The sequence below is a fragment of the Bacillus sp. REN10 genome, from assembly GCF_016820555.1.
Classification (GTDB): Bacteria; Bacillota; Bacilli; order Bacillales; family Domibacillaceae; genus Bacillus_CE.
Genome location: NZ_JADHDW010000009.1, coordinates 1 through 18,280 on the forward strand (window position 1 = coordinate 1; position 18,280 = coordinate 18,280).

An 18,280-nucleotide genomic window follows, 5' to 3' on the forward strand; every position below is an offset into this window, starting at 1 on the left:
CCAAAAAGATGTTTGACTTGCTCATAAAATAAAATTTGAATTAACGTTGACGTTTATTTTGTTCAGTTTTCAAAGTTCAATTTAAATCCGTGTCGTTTTTAGCGACTTTAACATCATATCATTTTCAAAATCTGATGTCAACAACTTTTTAATTTACGCGCCGCAACTGTTTGTTATCAGTAGCGACGCATATTAATATATCAAACTCTAACAGATTGGTCAATACTTTTTTCAAAAAAGTTATTTCCCCAAAATTCGATAATAACGGTGATAAACCCCTTGCCCTTTTGTACCAACTGCAAATTCCTGTACAAATGATTTTTCTACTAAATATTCAAGCAAAATGGATAAATCAATTGCGTAGTGTTTCACTTCTGTGTGATCTAACAATTCTTGAATCGTCCATGACTCTTTTTCTTTAATCACCGATAATAAATGTGCAGCTCCACTTTCTGTACGAGAATAGATTAAAAACTCACTAGCTAAAAACAACAGTTCTAACCGTTTTTGTAAGTCTTCATCACTCATTAATAATTCTTCGTATAGTTTATAAATTTCCGGCTCTATTTGCTTCACTTGTTGCCAAACAGTGACTTCTGGATAAAAACCGTTTTCAATAACCGCTAGACGCGCTAAATGATGAAGCGAATGCATCACATGATTATAGGCATCTAAATAATGACCATTGGTAAAAAAAGCTTTGCCATCTGTGTACCTTCTAATTAACCTCGAAAACTCGATAGACATTTTTATTTGCCGGCCATAAAACGGGAATTCCCGCATCTCTTTTTTTAATTCGTGCACAAAGTCATTTCGATCAAATAAAGTTTTCCCATGATACAGCCACTCGATGACCTTTCGATTACTCCCTAAAAGAAGCCATTCATTTAACTGTCCTTCAGTGATAATAAATAACGAAGCCTTTTTATCACCATACAAATAGTGCTTGATGAAAACAGGATCTTCCGCTTCCTTTACGATAATTAAAAGCACAGCATCAAAATTATCAGTGAATGTGCCCATCTTCTCTCTTTTTTCGACAGCAATCACACCAAGAGTATTCTGCTGGCTTGTTCGTTCTTGATAAAGCGGACGAAGGATGTCCTCCATACTAATTCCTCCAAACCAAAGTTTGTTCTGTCTCCATAATTTCGACAAAAAAATAAAAAACTCCTTCAATTAATTTTCACTCGTTTAAACCGCTTTTACAGCTATTCCTAAAGAGGGATATTATGTTATAGTCTATTGTTAGGAGGTTTAATTATAATGGCAAAAAATTATTCAAGCAAAATTAATAGGATTCGCACGTTTGCTCTTAGTTTAATTTTCATTGGCTTTATTATAATGTATGTAGGAATTTTCTTTAGACAATCTCCATTGATCATGACGCTGTTTATGCTGCTTGGCCTATTATGTATTATCGCGAGTACAGTCGTCTATTTCTGGATTGGCATGTTGTCTACAAAAGCGGTGCAAGTGATATGTCCAAGCTGTGGGAAACCAACGAAGGTGCTGGGGCGAGTGGATATGTGCATGTATTGCAAAGAACCGCTAACGCTCGATCAAAGCCTTGAAGGCAAAGAGTTTAATGAAAAATATAATCAGAAGAAATAAAAAAGAATTGTTCGTCTGACGAACAATTCTTTTTAATGGATTTCTGTTTTTTGCGCGCAATCCGGGCAAGTGCCATACACTTCCATTCGATGATGACTCACTTTAAATCCTGTGACATGCGATGCTAGTTGTTCTACTTCATCTAAGCCCGGGTAATGGAAATCAACAATCTTTCCGCAATCTTCACAGATGACATGATAATGATCAGTCGTTACAAAATCAAAACGGCTTGATGCATCTCCATAAGTCAGTTCTTTCACTAAACCGACTTCACGAAACACTCGTAAATTGTTATACACAGTCGCAACGCTCATGTTAGGAAATCTTCCTTCAAGCGCTTTATAAATATCATCTGCAGTCGGGTGAGTCATAGATTGAGTTAAGTATTCAAGTATCGCATGACGTTGCGGCGTAATTCGCACCCCAGTTTCCTTAAGCGTATCCAATGCTTCTTTTAAATGATCATGTTCATGGGACACTGTCATGCACCTCATTTCTTTCTAAAAGGTATTATTATATTATAATCTTTATAATTAGTGTACTAATTTCCTACATCATTTGTCAATATTGAAAACTTGTCGAAATCACTGATGCATGTCCCCATCTTAAGAAAAACCCGAAAAGATGATCTTTTCAGGTTTTTTTGTAACACTTAGTATCCTCTATTAATATCCACTCTATTCTTATAAACATCCGACCCTTGTAAATATCGCTCTAAATTATACTCAAAGATTTCAAAAACTCGTGGTAAATACTGTGGTGTAATACTTGAAATATGGGGAGTCACCGTAATGTTCTCATGGCTCCAGAAAGCATGCTCCTCCGGTAAAGGTTCCTGCTCAAACACGTCTAAATAGGCATGAGCAATTTCCTCTTTGTTGAGTGCCTCTATTAATACTTTCTCCTCTAGCACATCTCCCCGTCCGATATTAATAAATGCCGCTGTGTTTTTCATCGCTTGAAAATGTTCTTTTTTCAATAAATGCTTCGTTTCATTCGTACTAGGCAAGATTGAAACGACAAAATCCGCTTCAGGCAACACCGTTAACAGCTGATCGATTGGATAGACAGCAGCAAAATAATCCACTGCTCGTCCACTGCGGTTGATTCCAATCGTCTTTATTCGAAAAGCGTCCGCTAGACGAGCGATTTCACTGCCAATAGCACCAGTGCCCAAAACAAGAAGAGTTTGATCAGCTAATTCACTAATCGGCAAACGCTTATTCCAAATTGCTTCACCTTGCAACTTCCGAAGCTCTGGGAACCGTTTGACATGATTCAATAAATAGCCGAGAGTAAACTCCGCCATGGGGATTTTATGTACTCCTCTAGCATTCGTGACTAATATATCTTTGTCTTTGAATGAGGCAAAAGGCATTTTTTCTAGCCCAGCTGAAGCAACCATCACCCATTTTAATTGTTTGCACTCTTCAATATGCTGCGGGGTCAAGTCCTCGCCAAATGTCACAATGATTTCTGCATGTATTAACTCTTCCGCTTCTTCTACCGTTTTATAAAAGATAAATTCAATAGAAGGATAGTTCTCAATTAATTGCGCTTGCAGCTTCCGCGGAGGGCGAAAAGTGAAGACCGTTTTCATTGGCTCATCTCGTCTTGAATGAATTGAAGTGCTTCTTCGACGTGTCCTTTTACCTTGACTTTTCTCCACTCTTTTACTAGCTTGCCTTCTGTATCAATCACAAAAGTAGAGCGTTCAATGCCCATGTATTCTTTTCCAAAGTTCTTCTTAAGCTTCCACACATCATACAGTTCACATACTTTATGTTCATCATCTGCGAGTAACAAGAAGGGTAATTCATATTTTTCAATAAACTTCTTGTGACGTTCTACAGGGTCTGTGCTGATGCCTAAAATCACTGTATTTAAATTACTGAAATTCGCATGCTGGTCACGAAAATCACACGCTTGTGTCGTGCAGCCCGGCGTCATATCTTTTGGATAAAAATATAACACGATATTTTTCCCTTTATAATCCGATAATCGAACATTTTCTCCATTATTAGCCGGCAATGTAAAATCCGGCGCCATTTCTCCTATCATTACTGTCATCTGCTTTTCCCCCTTAGCTAAAAGTAAATTCAAATTTAGCGTAACGGATCAGAAATCAGATGGCAACTCTAAACAAGTTATGTTTCTTTTTCTAACATCGTCCGAACAACAAAGGCGGTGGGAATGGTGTAGCCTGTCCACGCTTCGAGAAGAGCTATCCAGCGCCCTATCCCTTCAGGCACGATATCTCCATAACCAACTGAAAATAAAGTAATTCCGCTAAAGTATAAAGAAGTGAAAAACCGCTCCCAAAAAGGTAAATGATTAAGATTCACTCCCGCCCATACAGTATGACCATTTATATGCAAAATGACATAAATTAGAGCAAAGCCGATCATAACCGTTAAATATAACACACCAAAATAAATAAAATAGTAGAGAGAAAGATAGCGATGCTGGGGCTGCCCTTGTGCAAATAGCCCCTTTACACTCATCCCTACACATAGTACGACCGCACTGACAATCATCGCAGCCATTCTCACCGCTCCTTTACGCCTTCTTTCCTTCCACTATACGCAAAATCAATATTTTTTATGAATTGATTAAACGGAGAGGCAGGTCTAAAATGGAAAGGGAGTAAAAAAATCAGGAGGTTATACGATGAATTTTTCCAAATCGGAACAATTACATAAAGAAGCGTTAGAACATATAGTAGGCGGGGTCAACAGTCCTTCCCGTTCTTATAAAGCAGTGGGTGGCGGATCACCAGTGGCGATGGAAAGGGGACAAGGTGCTTACTTCTGGGATGTAGACGGCAATAAATACATTGATTACCTTGCCGCTTATGGACCGATCATTACAGGACACGCTCATCCTCATATTACAGAAGCCATTAAAAAAGCTGCTGAAAACGGGGTATTATTCGGAACGCCGACTCCATATGAAGTGACATTTGCTAAAATGTTAAAAGAAGCGATGCCAGCGATGGAAAAGGTTCGCTTCGTCAACAGCGGAACAGAAGCGGTAATGACGACGATTCGTGTGGCGCGCGCCTATACAGGACGAGACAAAATCATTAAATTTGCCGGCTGCTATCACGGACATTCAGATTTAGTATTAGTAGCAGCAGGCTCTGGTCCCTCTACATTAGGAACGCCAGATTCAGCGGGTGTACCAAAAAGCATTGCGCAAGAAGTGATCACTGTCCCTTTCAATGAGATTGAGCCGTTAAAAGAGGCACTTGCGAAATGGGGCGATCAAATCGCCGCTGTTTTAATCGAGCCAATCGTTGGTAACTTCGGCATTGTCGAGCCGAAAGAAGGCTTTTTACAACAAGTGAAAGAACTGACTCATGAAGCCGGCGCGCTGCTTATTTTTGATGAAGTGATCACAGGCTTCCGCTTCACATATGGTGGGGTTCAAGATCTGTTAGGCATTTATCCGGACTTAACAGCGATCGGAAAAATTATCGGTGGCGGTATGCCAATCGGCGCTTACGGCGGACGTGTGGATATCATGGAAAAAGTCGCTCCGCTCGGCCCAGCGTACCAAGCCGGAACAATGGCCGGAAATCCGGCGTCCATGCTAGCGGGAATTGCTTGTTTAGAAGTCTTGAAAAAAGATGGAGTGTACGAGGAGCTTGACCGATTAGGTGCCATGCTTGAAGAAGGTATTTTAGCTTCTGCAAAAAAATATAATACACCAATTACTATCAACCGCTTAAAAGGAGCGTTGACGATTTATTTTACAACAGAAACAGTTGTCAATTACGAGCAAGCGGAAGCAACGGACGGTGAAATGTTTGGGCGCTTCTTTAAATTAATGTTAAATCAAGGCATTCACTTAGCACCATCTAAATACGAAGCCTGGTTCTTAACAACCGAACATACGGAAGAAGACATCGAAACGACGCTAAGAGCAGTTGATTATGCTTTTTCTCAACTTTAATCATTTAACCAAGCAGCAGGCAACACCTTGCTGCTTGGTTCATCATGAAAACCTCCACTTTCTTCATTTATGCAATTCTTCACTCATTCATAAAAAATAACGCTACGTTCGAACATCATTGACCGATAAAATCTTTGTTTATTTCTTGCTATTAGGTTCAGTCCATTGTATAGTACATTATTGGCTTCCTATTTAACTGCTTTGTTGGCCGTTTATGAAGGAAACTATACTTCTTTAATGAAAGGAATTACTCAATAATATGAAGCTAGGTGCGCGAATTTTCAAAACAGGTATCGCAATCGTGCTTGCTTTGTTTGTTTCAAGTTTGTTAGGCCTTCCTTCTCCAGTGTTTGCAGGAATTGCAGCCGTATTTGCCATTCAGCCTACTATCTATCGTTCATATTTAACTGTGATCGAACAGATGCAAGCAAACATCATTGGGGCTGTTGTTGCCATTTCCTTTGTTTTACTGTTAGGTAATCATTTTTTAATCGTTGGGATTGCAGCCATCGTGGCGATCAGTGTGATTTTGAAAATGCGTTTAGAAAATACAATCGGATTAGCTTTAGTAACCGTGATTGCCATCATGGAAGTCCAAAATGAACAGTTTATTCAATTTGCTTCTATTCGTTTCTTAACTATTATGATTGGAGTGCTTTCTGCTTTTATCGTCAATTTAATCTTTTTACCTCCGAAGTATGAAACGAAATTATTTATGCATATTAATCAAGTCACAGAAGATACATTAAAATGGATTCGTTTAAGCATGAGAAATGGGGCCGAATATCATTTATTGAAGAAAGATATTAGCAAGATTCGTGAGCGGCTCATTAAGATTGATCATCTTTATTTACTTTATAAAGAAGATCGCGGTACCTTGACAAGGAACATTACCGCTAAGAAACGAAAAATGGTGCTCTATCGCAAAATGATTTCTTCTACTCGCAGATGCTTTGATATTTTAAGACGAATGAATCAGTTTGAAAATGAAATTTACCATTTGAAACCATCTGTACAAAAAATGATGCAAGATCACCTTGATTGCTTAATGAGCTACCATGAACATTTATTATTGCGCTATATCGGGAAAGCAAAGCGAACGACCGATACGGAAGATATATTCGATCTATGCATTAATCGGGAAGAATTTTTAATCCTTTTTGCCAATGAATTAAAAGCGGCGCCAACGGAAGAAATGAATACATCCATTCATATGCTTCACGTCTTATCTTCCATCCTCGAATATGGAGAGAACTTAGAACACTTGGATCACTTAATTTCAAGCTACAATAAATTTCATCATGATGATGAACAGCCACCTGAACTCGAAGAAGAATCATAAAAGCCAGCCGAACACTTCGGCTGGCTTTTATCATGCATTCTATTTTGAAAGCTCGACACTTTCCGACGATTCTCGGGGGGTGACAGGCACCTGGTACAATTTGTAATACCTTCCCTGTTTGTTCATCAGTTGTTCGTGGGTGCCGCTTTCGATGATTTGGCCGTTTTCGATCAAGACAATTCGGTCGGCATGAGTAATCGTTGAAAGGCGATGGGCCACGATAAAAGTGGTCCGATCTTTCGACAACTTCTCCATTGCTTCTTGAATTAAGTGTTCACTTTCTAAGTCGAGAGCGGATGTTGCTTCGTCCAATATAATGATTGGCGGATTTTTTAAAAACACGCGAGCAATGGCAATTCGTTGCTTTTGCCCCCCTGAAAGCTTCACTCCTCTTTCTCCTACCCTTGTATCATATCCTTCAGGCAAATTCATAATAAACTCATGGGCATTCGCTGCTTTTGCGGCTGCGATAATCTCTTTCTCTGTTGCATCAGGCTTCGCTAGCAAAATATTCGTTCGGACAGATTCACTGAATAAAATGTTATCCTGCAGCACAATCCCGATATTATCTCGCAAACTACGTACTTTAAAATCGCGAATATCTGTACCATCCAGTAAAATTCGACCTTCTGTTACATCGTAAAATCGCGGAATTAGACTTACTAATGAGGATTTACCTCCACCGCTCATCCCAACAAAGGCAACTGTTTCCCCCGCCTGCACATCAAGCTGAACTTGATGAAGAACTTGCTTCTCTTCTTCATCATAAGCAAAATCAACATGATCAAATACGATATGTCCTTTGACATTTTTGCATGTTATCGCATCGTCTTTATCTTGAATATCATACGTTTCATCTAGCAACTCAAATACGCGATCCATCGAAGCAATCGCTTGCGTCATCGTCGTTGAGGAATTCACTAATCGACGCAACGGATTATACAGTTTATCAATATAAGCGATAAATGCCGCCATTGTTCCTACGGTTAAGTTCCCTTGGATCACTTGATAACCTGCATAACCGATTACGAGAAGCGGGGCGACATCTGTAATCGTGTTCACAACAGCAAACGCCTTTGCATTCCATCTTGTCTGATCTAACGCTTTCTCTAAGAAATGGTGATTTTGCTTTTGAAATTGTGTTTGTTCATACTCTTCAATCGCAAAGCTTTTAATCACTGACATTCCTTGTACCCGTTCATGCAAATAGCTTTGCACTCCAGCAAGCGCCTGGGAACGCACCCTAGTCAATTTGCGTAAGTTGCCGAAAAAATAACGAACGGAAAAAGCATAAAAAGGAAACACTACTAACGAAACGATCGTTAACTTTATATCCATCGTCAACATAATGATAATCGCAATCACAATCGTTGCCGCATCAAGCCAAACATTCATCAAACCGGTAATCACAAAATTCTTCGTCTGTTCTACATCATTAATGACCCGCGAAATAATCTCGCCAGAGCGCGTGTTAGAGTAGTATTTAAAGCTTAATTGCTGAATATGTGAAAACAGGCGATCGCGAATGTCATACAATATTTTATTGCTCGTCCATTGCGCAAAATATTGGCGATAATACTCAATCGGCGGCCGAAGAAAGGTAAAGACCACTAGCATCGAACCGATAATGAAAAATAATTGCTCTTGCTTCTCTCTCGCAGCCATCCCATCGCTGCCTATCACATCATCAATCACATACTTAATTAAAATTGGAATCATCAACGGCAAAGCAAATTTGATAATCCCAATCACTAGCGTCCCGATAATTTGCCAGCGATACGGCTTCACAAATTGCATATATCGTCTAATCACACCCATATAAATCCCCCTTTAAGAAAAAGCGTAAGGCGCTTGTCACCGCTAGCGCCTGAAGCTGGACAAAGAAAAAGCATGAGGCGCTTGTTCAGCGGCGACAAGCACAAGATCACAGCTTTATGTGTCTAACAAAAAAGAAAAAACCTGTTGAAGATTCAACAGGCGCCGTCCCTTTTACTAAAAGAGCTTAGCCTCGGTAAGTTAAGTACTTTTCATACCACTTATCGATAAATTCCTTTGAAAATGGCCCTTTTTGTTGATGAATTAAGTAAATAAGGTGGTCAATGTTGCGCTTTAATATTTTGTCAATGACATCCGGATAATTCATTTCCTTGCTATGCTGTGCATATTCATCCTCATCGAGTAAAATATAAGATCGGTCAGGAAACACTTTAATATCTAAATCATAGTCAATATACTTTAGCGCTTCATGATCATACACAAAAGGAGAGCTAATATTGCAATAATAATAGATGCCGTCTGTTCTCAGCATCCCAATGATATTAAACCATTGCCGGGCATGAAAATAACATATCGCTGGTTCTCTTGTCACCCACGTTCTTCCATCTGACTCCGTTACAATCGTGTGGTCATTCCCACCAATTACAAGGTTGTTGTTTGCTTTTAAGACAATGGTCTCTTCCCAAACACGATGAATATTTCCGTCATGCTTGTAACTATGTATTTGGATGGATTCACCTTCTCTGGGAATCGCCATGATTTTCCCCTACTTTCATTTAAAGCACTTTGACTTTACTTTTTCCTTAATTTATTTAAATCAAACATTCTATATTACACTATTATAACGATTTAGACTTCAAATGAAAACTAAAGAGGTCATTTAATCAAAGAAAAAGACTGTCATCCGACAATTTCGGAGACAGTCTTTTTCCCTTAATTTTTCACTTAAGGCAATGGCCTTAGCTGTTTCGAGAAGCTCTGTTCTTGTTCGATTCTGATTGAGCATTTTGTTGTCTTACATGTTGAGCATCTGTCTCAGCACCAAACTCTGTACCAAATGCAGCTTGTCCTGCAGCAGAAGTAGCATTTTGTTGTTTCACATGGTTAGCATCTGTACCTGCAGCTGTTTTTCCTCTGAAATTCGGTTGATTTTTCATCCCTTTTCACCTCCACAAAACTTAATTTGTCCCGGAAGGAAAAGAAATATCCAAAAAAATTTAAAAAAATTATACTAATAATGACCGGCCGCCATCGACAATAATCGTTTGTCCACGAATCATATAAGCGCCTTCTGAAATTAAAAACATGACGGTTTGAACAATATCTTCAATATGAACAATGCGTCCAGCTGGCGTGTTGATTCTTGCATCTTCTAAAATTTCTTCACGATTTGGAAAATGCTTCAGCGCATCGGTGTCAATCGCTCCGCCGGATACTGCATTTACGACGATATTCTTCTCAGCTAATTCAACAGATAAATATCTCGTTAGCGCTTCAACCGCTGCTTTTGACACACCGACAGCAGTATAGTTTTTCAAGTAACGAATCGCTCCGAGTGAACTGATGCTTACAATGCTTCCTCCACCGGTTTGATCCATTAGCTTAGCTGCTTCTTGAGCACAAAATAATAACGCTTTACTATTAATGTCCATCGTCCAATCCCAATGCTTTTCTTCTAGTTCCATAATTGGACGCTGAACGCCAGAAGCAGCATTATTAATAAACACATCAAGCCGGCCGAAGGTTTCCTTCACTTCTGCAAACATCGCTCTCACTTTTTCTACATCGCCAACATTCGCTTTAACAACAAGCACCTCTCGTCCTAATGCTTTGATCTCCTCTGCTGTTTCAAGCGCCGCTGTTTTGCTGCGTGCATAGTTAATGACTAAATTATACCCTTGCTTGGCTAATTCCAAGGCAATCGCTTTTCCGACTCCGCGGCTGCTTCCCGTAACTAGTGCTACTTTTTGCTCCATTGGTATTCTCCTTTCGTTTCTCTTTTGTATTTTACTTTCTCTTTGTATAGCCGACAACTAACCGGTAAAACATAAATGAAAAAGGGGGTCTATTTATGTATGTCGGTCGTGATTTAACTGAATTATCGATGATGTCCATCAAAGATTGGGAAAAGTCTGAACTTGCCTATTTTCATCACTCGTTTCAACAAATTGTCCCTTATTTAAATGCAGAAGGGCAAACGATTCATCAAGATATCGTTGAAGAAATCATGAGCCGTGGCGGATTGAAAAGACAAGAAGCGGATTACACACACGGCACAGAAATTTCCTTCGACTAAAGCTGGTTCGCTTGACGCCAAATTTTCTGATGGGAGACGGAAAAAGCAAAACGTTCGACCTCTCCCTTTTTTACCCACTGACTATTTTCTTTTGTTACGGGTGCTTTTTTGATTTTTCCATAATACACATCAATATCCCAAGTTAAATGAGAAAACACATGCTGGATTTTAGCAATGGACTCCACTTGTAGCTCGACATCGAGTCCATACTGTTTACGGAAAAATAACTCAAGCTCTATTTTCGGATTTCCTGTCCCACTCAGCTCGACATTCGGAAATTCCCATAAATTCGCCAACAATCCTGTCTCTGGCCGCTTTTGAATAAGCACATCTCCTTCTTCTGTCTCAATGACAGCGGCACCAAGATGCACATGCTTCATATTTTTCTTTTTTGTTTTAACCGGAAGTTCTTGCTGCACGCCTTCATGGAAAGCATGACAATGATCGCGTACAGGACAAAGCAGACAAGAAGGTGAGGTTGGTGTACAGATTAAGGCACCAAGCTCCATTAGTGCTTGGTTAAAAGAAGAGGGATCTTCTTTAGAAATCAACTGCCGCACCGCTTCTTCAAAGATTTTTCTTGAGGACGCTTTGGCAATATCATCCCAAATGGATAAAATACGTGACATTACCCTCATCACATTTCCGTCAACCGCAGGTTCTGGCACACCGTAAGCAATGCTTAAAATAGCGCCGCTTGTATAGGGACCCACTCCTTTCAACGAAGAAATCTCTTCTTTTGTGTTCGGCACTCTCCCACCATATTCTTCTTTCACTTCACGCACCGCTGCTTGTAAATTACGGACGCGTGAATAATATCCGAGGCCTTCCCATGCTTTTAATACCGCTTCTTCTTCAGCATCTGCCAGCGCTTCAATCGTTGGGAACTTGTCGATGAAATGATTAAAATAAGGAATCACCGTATCAACTCGTGTTTGTTGTAACATAATTTCAGAAACCCATACTTTGTAAGGGTCTTGATCTTTTCTCCACGGTAAATCTCTCTTTTCTGCTTGATACCACGAGATTAAATCGTGTTGAAATTGTTCAATATTTACATTTTGCAATGATTTCAATGATGGAAAATTCACAATTAACCTCCGAAAATGTTAAAATAAAGATAAGGAAGATACCATTTCGTTTGCATCCTATTTATAAGGAGGTACCCTGCTTGGATACTGGAACTCACATTGTCATGGGATTTGCTTTAGGAGGCTTGTCTACCCTTGATCCTGTCGTTGCTGCTGATCCGGTGACAAAATATGCCGTACTAACAGCCGTCGTCATCGGTTCTCAAGCACCTGATATAGATACCATATTAAAGCTTAGAAATAATGCTGTCTACATTCGAAATCATCGGGGAGCAACTCACTCCATTCCAGCGGTGCTTCTATGGCCCGTTCTCATTGTAGCTGCTCTCTCCTTCTTCATGCCAGAGAGCAATTTATTACATTTATGGCTATGGTCACAATTCGCCGTTTTTCTGCACGTCTTTGTTGATATTTTTAACGCTTATGGCACTCAAGCACTAAGACCCTTCTCATCGAAGTGGCTTGCCTTAGGTGTTATTAATACATTTGATCCTTTTATCTTTTCCATCCATGTCATCGGTCTCATTTTTTGGGTAATTGGGTTCAATCCCGGTTACACCTTTATTGTCATTTATCTCATTCTCATCGGATACTATATATTGCGCTTTCAAATGCAAGGGGCGATTCGAAATGCTGTGCATCGGCTCATTCCTGACGCCGAAGAAGTGATCATCGCACCAACTATTCGCTTTAACCTTTGGAGAATTGCGGTGAAAACACCGACTCATTTTTATGTCGCAAGAGGGTATCGCCGCTCAGTCACGATTGTGGATAAGTACAAGCGAGTCCCGATACCGGACAGCCCGCTTTTTCAGGCAGCAAAACAAGATGCTAATTTAGGTGCCTTTCTTCATTTCTCTCCCGTTTATCGCTGGGAAATCGCTGAATACGACGATTGCTACGAAGTGAAATTCATTGATCTTCGCTATCGAAACAACGGCTACTATCCATTCGTCGCTGTCGTCCAGCTTGACCTTGATCATCAAATCGTCGGTTCCTACACTGGTTGGATTTTCAGCGAAGAAAAACTGAGAAAGAAATTAGAATTCGTCCCTGGATCGAATTGAGAAAAGCCTGCGCAGAAGTTGCGTAGGCTTTTGACTATGACTAACTTTGAGATGAAGGGACTCTCTTTTGCGCACTTGACTTGTTTCTTGCGCAGTCGCTCGGACGTTTTGCGGAGACTCGCCCCTTTTTGCCTCCTTCTCTATCTGCTATGCGCGCACATATAAAAAACCTGCCACAGCAGGTTTTTAATGTTTCACATCATGCTCGTCGTTGAGCAGATGTTTGTATTTTTCATAGCGGCCAGCAAATTCGTGGAGACGGCTGCCATAGTTTTCAATCCATTGACGGACGACTTTCTCAGTCATTTCTTTCCCTCGATAGTCATGACCCGCTTTAGCATAGGTCGCTTCGAAGTCTTCCCAAAGCAATTCCACCCATGTTCTCGCTCGAGCGTGGGATAAGCTATCATTTTTATTAAGCAACACCGACGTCAACTTTTCAAACATTTCTTCCATCGCTTTCACCTCACTGTTCCAGTTTTTGTGTTTCTTTCAACATTGAAATGGGTAATCCTTCCTCTTGGCCATTTCCACTTAAACGGTATCCCCAAGCGAACACGCCATTCATGTAATCAACTTTGAAATAACTTCCGGGCGCTCCGATAATTTCATAAATTTTCCCTGGTTCAAAATCATCAGGATTTAGTAAATAAGCTTCGGCCATCACCGCTTTTCTCTCAAGCACAGCAAATTCATTGACGATGCCCAGTTGTTCCGCTTTTCTTGCCTTTTCTTTTAAACGTGAAATTTCTTGCTTTAACTCGAATTCTGTCATCTCACTGTAACGTTTTTCTGTTTCCACTAGTTGCAACCCCTTTTTTCCTTAAGTATATTAAAAGAACAAGATATTTGAAAGGATGAAGCCATTGAAAAACTGTATAATTACTGGTGGTGGCTCTGGGCTTGGTAAAGAACTAGCACTTATTTATAGTCAAAAAGGGTACCATGTTCACATTATTGGCCGCTATGCAGAAAAATTAGCGGAAGTCAAACAAGAGATAGAATCAATGGGAGGACTCGCTTCCGTTTATCAGCTAAACTTGCGGAATCCTGCAGAAATTGAACGCTTAGCGCAACATTTTGAAGCTCACGCGAAAAAAGTCGAATTCCTTATTAATAATGCCGGTATTGGGATATTCGGACCTTTCGAAGAAATTGACCCAGATGATCTCGAAACGACGTTTGAAACAAACGTGTATGCTCCAATCATGATGACAAAAGCCTTTTTGCCTTTAATGAGTGAAAATGGACGAGTCATCAATATTATTTCGACAGCCGGCCTGCGAGGAAAGAAAAACGAAGCGATTTACAGTGCTAGTAAGTTTGCTTTACGTGGATTTACTGAAAGTATGCAGCAAGAATTTGCAGACAGCAGCCTTCAATTTGTGGCCGCTTATATGGGTGGGATGAACACACCGTTTTGGGAACACTCCACTCATATTACAGATGCATCACGTCTAAAAAAAGCAGCGGAAGTCGCGCAAAAAATTGCCGTTGAAGCAGAAGAAAAAACGGAAATCATTATTGAATCCAATTAATCTTGTTGTAACTGCTCCATAGCCTTTTCAATCTCACTAATGGAAAAGCCCTTTCGATAAAGCGATTGCTTCATCTTTTGTCTATACTCACCGCCTGTATATTTACTGTACTTGCGGTGAGCTTTTTCTGCTTGATACATTAACGCTTCCTGCTGCTCTTCATCCTCACTCGCTTGTTCAGCAACCACAGCCTCTTGAATAACGTCCCAGCCGTAACCTTTTCTCATTAAAGCTTGTTCTATTTTCTGCTTCTGCACAATGAATGATTCTTTTTTATATTTTTTTCGGTATTTATTAGCAAGGGCCGTCGCTTTTTCAAGTTGGCTACTGAAATCAAACGATAAAAGCACCTCTTCTATCCATTTTTCTTGTATCCCTTTCTCTTTTAGCTCGCGCTGGATCACAATTGGACCTTTATCTGTTGTATTGATTTGCGTGTTCATATACGCTTTAGCAAACTGAGCATCATCTAAGTAATTAAGCCGATGAAGCGAACGGATAATCTCTTCGATTGCTTCAGGTTCAATCTCTTTTTTCTGTAAATAATCACGAACCTCTTTCTCCGATCTCATTCGAATCGACAGAAAGTGAATCGCTATGTTCAATCCTTTTTGCACACCATCTTGACGCGTAATCACTTCGATGTCTTCCTTGCTTATGTCCATGCCCTTTTTCAAATGAAAGCGAATCAATAACGCTTCATCAACACTAAAGGCATACTCTTCATTTAAAAATATATTGTAGCGGTCCTTCCGCTTCTCTTGTTGGGATATTTTTGTAATAACAGCCATATAATCACCTCTTCTTACACTTTAACACACTAAAAATGTTTTATAATGCAGCAAGCAGGTAAAATAGAAAGAAAATAAGGGGGGCGAACAACATGAAAGTAGCGATTGCTGGAGGCACTGGATTTGTCGGCAAAGCACTAACGATCGAATTGCTAAAAAATGGGTATGAGGTGTATGTTTTAACACGCAATACGAACGGAAAAACAAATACTGACCAGAAAAAGTATGTAAAATGGATGACCGCTGATGCTGCTCCTGAACAAGAACTTCAAAACGTAGAAATATTCATCAACTTAGCTGGTGAATCGTTAAATAGCGGCCGCTGGACAGAAGAAAGAAAACAGCGGATTTTAGAAAGCCGCATTTCTTCAACGAAAGAAGTTCTCCGCATTATGGGAGAACTCCCCAACAAACCAGAAGTATTGATTAATGCCAGCGCAATTGGCTACTACCCTATTTCAAACATAGAAACGTTTACCGAAGCATCATCAGCAGCTGGCAACGGTTTTCTCGCTCATACCGTAAAGCTCTGGGAAGAAGTGGCTCAGCAAGCAGAAACTTTAGGCATACGCACCGTTCTCACTCGCTTTGGTGTCATCCTCGGGAAAGAAGATGGCGCTCTTCCACGCATGGCCTTACCTTACCAACTATTTGTAGGAGGAACAGTCGGTTCAGGCAAGCAATGGATGTCATGGATTCACCTGACTGATGTCGCTAGAGCCATTGTATTCGCGATCGAAAATAAAGAGATTCATGGCCCTGTCAATGTGACAGCGCCATCGCCAGAAACAATGGAGAGATTAGGAAAAGCACTCGCCAAAACACTCCATCGTCCGCATTGGCTATTCGTTCCAAGCATCGCTTTAAAAGTGATTCTCGGTGAAATGAGCACGCTCGTATTAGATGGGCAACGCGTTCTCCCTGAAAAGCTTCTTTCCCATCAATTCACATTTCAGTTTCCTGATATTCACTCCGCTCTTCAAGATATTTACACATAAAAGAGCTGACGTCGACGTCAGCCCTTTTCATTTATACCTTTTCCCAGCGCACAAATAACTCTAATATAATCGATAACACAACGCCCACCATTAGACCATTGGAAATTAACGGCTGAAGAAATATCGGAAGCGTGCTAAAAATGACGGGATCAAGCGTCATTAAACTAATCCCTACTAACACAGGAACAGCAATGCGAAAAATAGTGTTCGAATTAAATTTCGTCCCTTGTAAAGATTGTAAAGCGGTTCCAAACAATTGCAAATAAGCAATAAATAAAACGGCATTCCCTACCGTAATCGGCAGCGTCGCAAAGAAATCGCCAGCGGCTGGAATCAACCCAAGTACGCTGAAAAGCAAACCACCAATAATAAACGGACGCCGGTCAAAAATGCGCGTACTTTCAAGAAATCCGAGTGAAGAAGCAAAAGGCGCATACGGAACAAGCCCTAAAGGAGCCGTCAAAGCAGTATAAATACCCGTTAAAGAAAAAGAACGATTAAATTGTTTATTCGTCGGCTCTTCTTTATAAAACGAGCTTGCTGCCTGAACAGCCGTAATCGTATTGCTCATATTCAACAAGCACGCGACAAATGTCGTAATGATAATCCCCCACTCTAAGTTAGGCTTTCCTAAAGGAAAAAGCGAAAACGATGCCGATCCACTCGAAGGAATCGCATCTACTTGAAAGAGCAAACGATACAAGATCCACCCTGCCACAATCCCGATCAAAATCGAAAAGTTGCTTAACGCTCCTTTTCCTTTCACCTTTAACACTCCAACGAGTACAGCAATCGCGACAGAAAATAAACTAACCGGAACATCCAAACCACCACTAGGAGTGAGCTTCAACATCCCGCCAAAGAAAATGATCACTAGCTGAATGGCTAACAAAAATAAATACACACTCATCACCATCGGGGTGAAAATTTTCTTAAGCCAAGGAACTAGCCCTAGCCCTCCGATTACAACCATAACCAAACCCGAAGCGAGTATCCCCGTTGCCATCGCTCCACCAATCGTTTGTAGATCCATATTAAGAGCAGCAGCTGACGCACTAATATTCAAAAACAATCCCCACATCAACCCTGAATGCCCTTCCATTAATGGATAGCGATGGCCCCAAAGACCTTGCAACACACAGGCAATACCAGTCACAATGAGCGAACTCTTTAACGTCATCGCAATATCCGCTGATGATAAATCAAATGCTGTTCCAATTGACACCGGAACAACAATCGTATTCGCAAAAATAAAAAAGAACCATTGCAAAGACGCAATTCCAGTTTTCATGTGCTCATTCATTTACCAACCAACCTCTTTCCTCAAACAACCATATGAAAAGCTGAAACTATTTTAGCATAGATGTTTCATTTACGTTAGCACGGATTCCTGTATCATACTATTCTCCATGAATAAATAAGAGATCATAATATAGATTATCTCGTCTATTTCATTTTATTAGTATCATCATTTAGAACAGATTTTTTATTTTAGACGAAAATACACAAATGGAATAAATTACATCCCTTATTCTCCTAGCCCTTCTAAAAATTCAAATAGGTCTAACAGTATACTCAATTCAGAAGTACTAATGAAAGTATCAGTTAAGATGATGACTTGTTGAAAAAGATACCGATGAGTCGAACTTATTTATGATGCATCAATTATTTTTTGGGAGGAAAGCAAAATGAAAGACAAGCTATTAAAAAGTCTTATTGGAGGAACTTTACTTTTGTCTTTAGCAGCATGTGGCGACGCTGAAGTACAAAAGAAAATCGAAAAAAGCGACGTTAAATAAAAGAACTTGAG

At 40.1% G+C, this 18,280-nt stretch carries 21 protein-coding genes; 7 read left to right on the forward strand and 14 right to left on the reverse strand.

The annotated features are described in order from the left end of the window. Positions 1 to 240: 240 nt before the first annotated feature. Complete coding sequence (locus IRB43_RS12570) at positions 241 to 1,110, reverse strand: nucleotidyltransferase-like protein (protein WP_203363838.1); 870 nt, start codon at positions 1,108 to 1,110, stop codon at positions 241 to 243. 156 nt (positions 1,111 to 1,266) lie between these two features. Here IRB43_RS12570 and IRB43_RS12575 point away from each other — a divergent pair, with 156 nt between their 5' ends. Continuing rightward, positions 1,267 to 1,614 carry a YgzB family protein gene (locus IRB43_RS12575; protein WP_203363839.1) on the forward strand — a complete coding sequence of 116 codons (348 nt, stop codon included), beginning with the start codon at positions 1,267 to 1,269 and terminating at the stop codon, positions 1,612 to 1,614. A 32-nt stretch (positions 1,615 to 1,646) separates the two neighbouring features. Here the strand turns inward: IRB43_RS12575 and perR are convergent, their stop codons facing one another. The 4 genes from perR to IRB43_RS12595 form a co-directional block, all read right to left on the reverse strand. Further along, positions 1,647 to 2,099 carry a peroxide-responsive transcriptional repressor PerR gene (perR, locus tag IRB43_RS12580; RefSeq protein WP_203363840.1) on the reverse strand — a complete coding sequence of 151 codons (453 nt, stop codon included), beginning with the start codon at positions 2,097 to 2,099 and terminating at the stop codon, positions 1,647 to 1,649. Positions 2,100 to 2,266: 167 nt separating this feature from the next. Continuing rightward, positions 2,267 to 3,214: a D-2-hydroxyacid dehydrogenase gene (locus IRB43_RS12585; RefSeq protein ID WP_203363841.1), complete on the reverse strand. Its 948-nt coding sequence runs from the start codon at positions 3,212 to 3,214 to the stop codon at positions 2,267 to 2,269. Further along, positions 3,211 to 3,684 (reverse strand): thioredoxin-dependent thiol peroxidase, encoded by a 474-nt coding sequence (bcp, locus tag IRB43_RS12590; RefSeq protein WP_203363842.1) that lies wholly within the window; start codon positions 3,682 to 3,684, stop codon positions 3,211 to 3,213. The genes IRB43_RS12585 and bcp overlap by 4 nt, the downstream gene beginning before the upstream one ends. Before the next feature lie 77 nt (positions 3,685 to 3,761). Next, positions 3,762 to 4,160 (reverse strand): potassium channel family protein, encoded by a 399-nt coding sequence (locus IRB43_RS12595; RefSeq protein WP_238941998.1) that lies wholly within the window; start codon positions 4,158 to 4,160, stop codon positions 3,762 to 3,764. A gap of 124 nt (positions 4,161 to 4,284) precedes the next feature. On the opposite strand from IRB43_RS12595, the gene IRB43_RS12600 reads away from it, so the two are divergent. Then, positions 4,285 to 5,571, forward strand: coding sequence for a glutamate-1-semialdehyde 2,1-aminomutase (locus tag IRB43_RS12600; protein ID WP_203363843.1), 1,287 nt, complete (start codon positions 4,285 to 4,287; stop codon positions 5,569 to 5,571). 259 nt (positions 5,572 to 5,830) lie between these two features. After that, complete coding sequence (locus IRB43_RS12605) at positions 5,831 to 6,913, forward strand: FUSC family protein (protein WP_203363844.1); 1,083 nt, start codon at positions 5,831 to 5,833, stop codon at positions 6,911 to 6,913. A 39-nt stretch (positions 6,914 to 6,952) separates the two neighbouring features. Here the strand turns inward: IRB43_RS12605 and IRB43_RS12610 are convergent, their stop codons facing one another. From IRB43_RS12610 to fabL, 4 genes are all read right to left on the reverse strand, one after another. Further along, a complete protein-coding gene (locus tag IRB43_RS12610; protein WP_238941999.1) occupies positions 6,953 to 8,731 on the reverse strand; it encodes an ABC transporter ATP-binding protein in 1,779 nt (592 codons plus the stop codon). 184 nt (positions 8,732 to 8,915) lie between these two features. Beyond that, the gene (gene ntdP, locus IRB43_RS12615; protein WP_238942000.1) at positions 8,916 to 9,446 is read right to left on the reverse strand and encodes a nucleoside tri-diphosphate phosphatase; all 531 of its coding nucleotides are present in this window, start codon (positions 9,444 to 9,446) and stop codon (positions 8,916 to 8,918) included. 202 nt (positions 9,447 to 9,648) lie between these two features. Next, on the reverse strand, positions 9,649 to 9,846 hold the full coding sequence (locus IRB43_RS12620; RefSeq protein ID WP_203363845.1) for a gamma-type small acid-soluble spore protein: 198 nt from the start codon (positions 9,844 to 9,846) through the stop codon (positions 9,649 to 9,651). A gap of 69 nt (positions 9,847 to 9,915) precedes the next feature. Then, positions 9,916 to 10,665, reverse strand: a complete 750-nt coding sequence (fabL, locus tag IRB43_RS12625) for an enoyl-[acyl-carrier-protein] reductase FabL (protein ID WP_203363846.1) — start codon at positions 10,663 to 10,665, stop codon at positions 9,916 to 9,918. A 95-nt stretch (positions 10,666 to 10,760) separates the two neighbouring features. Between fabL and IRB43_RS12630 the strand changes: the two genes are divergently transcribed. Further along, positions 10,761 to 10,985 carry a hypothetical protein gene (locus IRB43_RS12630; RefSeq protein ID WP_203363847.1) on the forward strand — a complete coding sequence of 75 codons (225 nt, stop codon included), beginning with the start codon at positions 10,761 to 10,763 and terminating at the stop codon, positions 10,983 to 10,985. Here the strand turns inward: IRB43_RS12630 and mutY are convergent. Next, the gene (gene mutY, locus IRB43_RS12635; protein WP_203363848.1) at positions 10,982 to 12,076 is read right to left on the reverse strand and encodes an A/G-specific adenine glycosylase; all 1,095 of its coding nucleotides are present in this window, start codon (positions 12,074 to 12,076) and stop codon (positions 10,982 to 10,984) included. The two genes, IRB43_RS12630 and mutY, sit on opposite strands and share 4 nt — an antisense overlap. A gap of 80 nt (positions 12,077 to 12,156) precedes the next feature. Between mutY and IRB43_RS12640 the strand changes: the two genes are divergently transcribed. Further along, positions 12,157 to 13,143 (forward strand): metal-dependent hydrolase, encoded by a 987-nt coding sequence (locus tag IRB43_RS12640; RefSeq protein ID WP_203363849.1) that lies wholly within the window; start codon positions 12,157 to 12,159, stop codon positions 13,141 to 13,143. Between the two features lie 186 nt (positions 13,144 to 13,329). Here IRB43_RS12640 and IRB43_RS12645 read toward each other — a convergent pair whose 3' ends face one another. Next, positions 13,330 to 13,599: a YfhJ family protein gene (locus IRB43_RS12645; RefSeq protein ID WP_203363850.1), complete on the reverse strand. Its 270-nt coding sequence runs from the start codon at positions 13,597 to 13,599 to the stop codon at positions 13,330 to 13,332. 10 nt (positions 13,600 to 13,609) lie between these two features. Next, positions 13,610 to 13,945, reverse strand: coding sequence for a YfhH family protein (locus tag IRB43_RS12650; protein WP_343070872.1), 336 nt, complete (start codon positions 13,943 to 13,945; stop codon positions 13,610 to 13,612). Between the two features lie 55 nt (positions 13,946 to 14,000). Between IRB43_RS12650 and IRB43_RS12655 the strand changes: the two genes are divergently transcribed. Beyond that, the gene (locus tag IRB43_RS12655) at positions 14,001 to 14,681 is read left to right on the forward strand and encodes an SDR family NAD(P)-dependent oxidoreductase (RefSeq protein ID WP_481748148.1); all 681 of its coding nucleotides are present in this window, start codon (positions 14,001 to 14,003) and stop codon (positions 14,679 to 14,681) included. On the opposite strand, the gene recX is transcribed toward IRB43_RS12655, so the two are convergent. Then, complete coding sequence (recX, locus tag IRB43_RS12660) at positions 14,678 to 15,472, reverse strand: recombination regulator RecX (RefSeq protein WP_203363852.1); 795 nt, start codon at positions 15,470 to 15,472, stop codon at positions 14,678 to 14,680. The genes IRB43_RS12655 and recX overlap by 4 nt on opposite strands. A gap of 92 nt (positions 15,473 to 15,564) precedes the next feature. Here recX and IRB43_RS12665 point away from each other — a divergent pair, with 92 nt between their 5' ends. Continuing rightward, on the forward strand, positions 15,565 to 16,470 hold the full coding sequence (locus IRB43_RS12665; protein WP_203363853.1) for a TIGR01777 family oxidoreductase: 906 nt from the start codon (positions 15,565 to 15,567) through the stop codon (positions 16,468 to 16,470). A 31-nt stretch (positions 16,471 to 16,501) separates the two neighbouring features. Here IRB43_RS12665 and IRB43_RS12670 read toward each other — a convergent pair whose 3' ends face one another. Then, on the reverse strand, positions 16,502 to 17,773 hold the full coding sequence (locus IRB43_RS12670; protein WP_203363854.1) for a uracil/xanthine transporter: 1,272 nt from the start codon (positions 17,771 to 17,773) through the stop codon (positions 16,502 to 16,504). Positions 17,774 to 18,280: the final 507 nt, after the last annotated feature.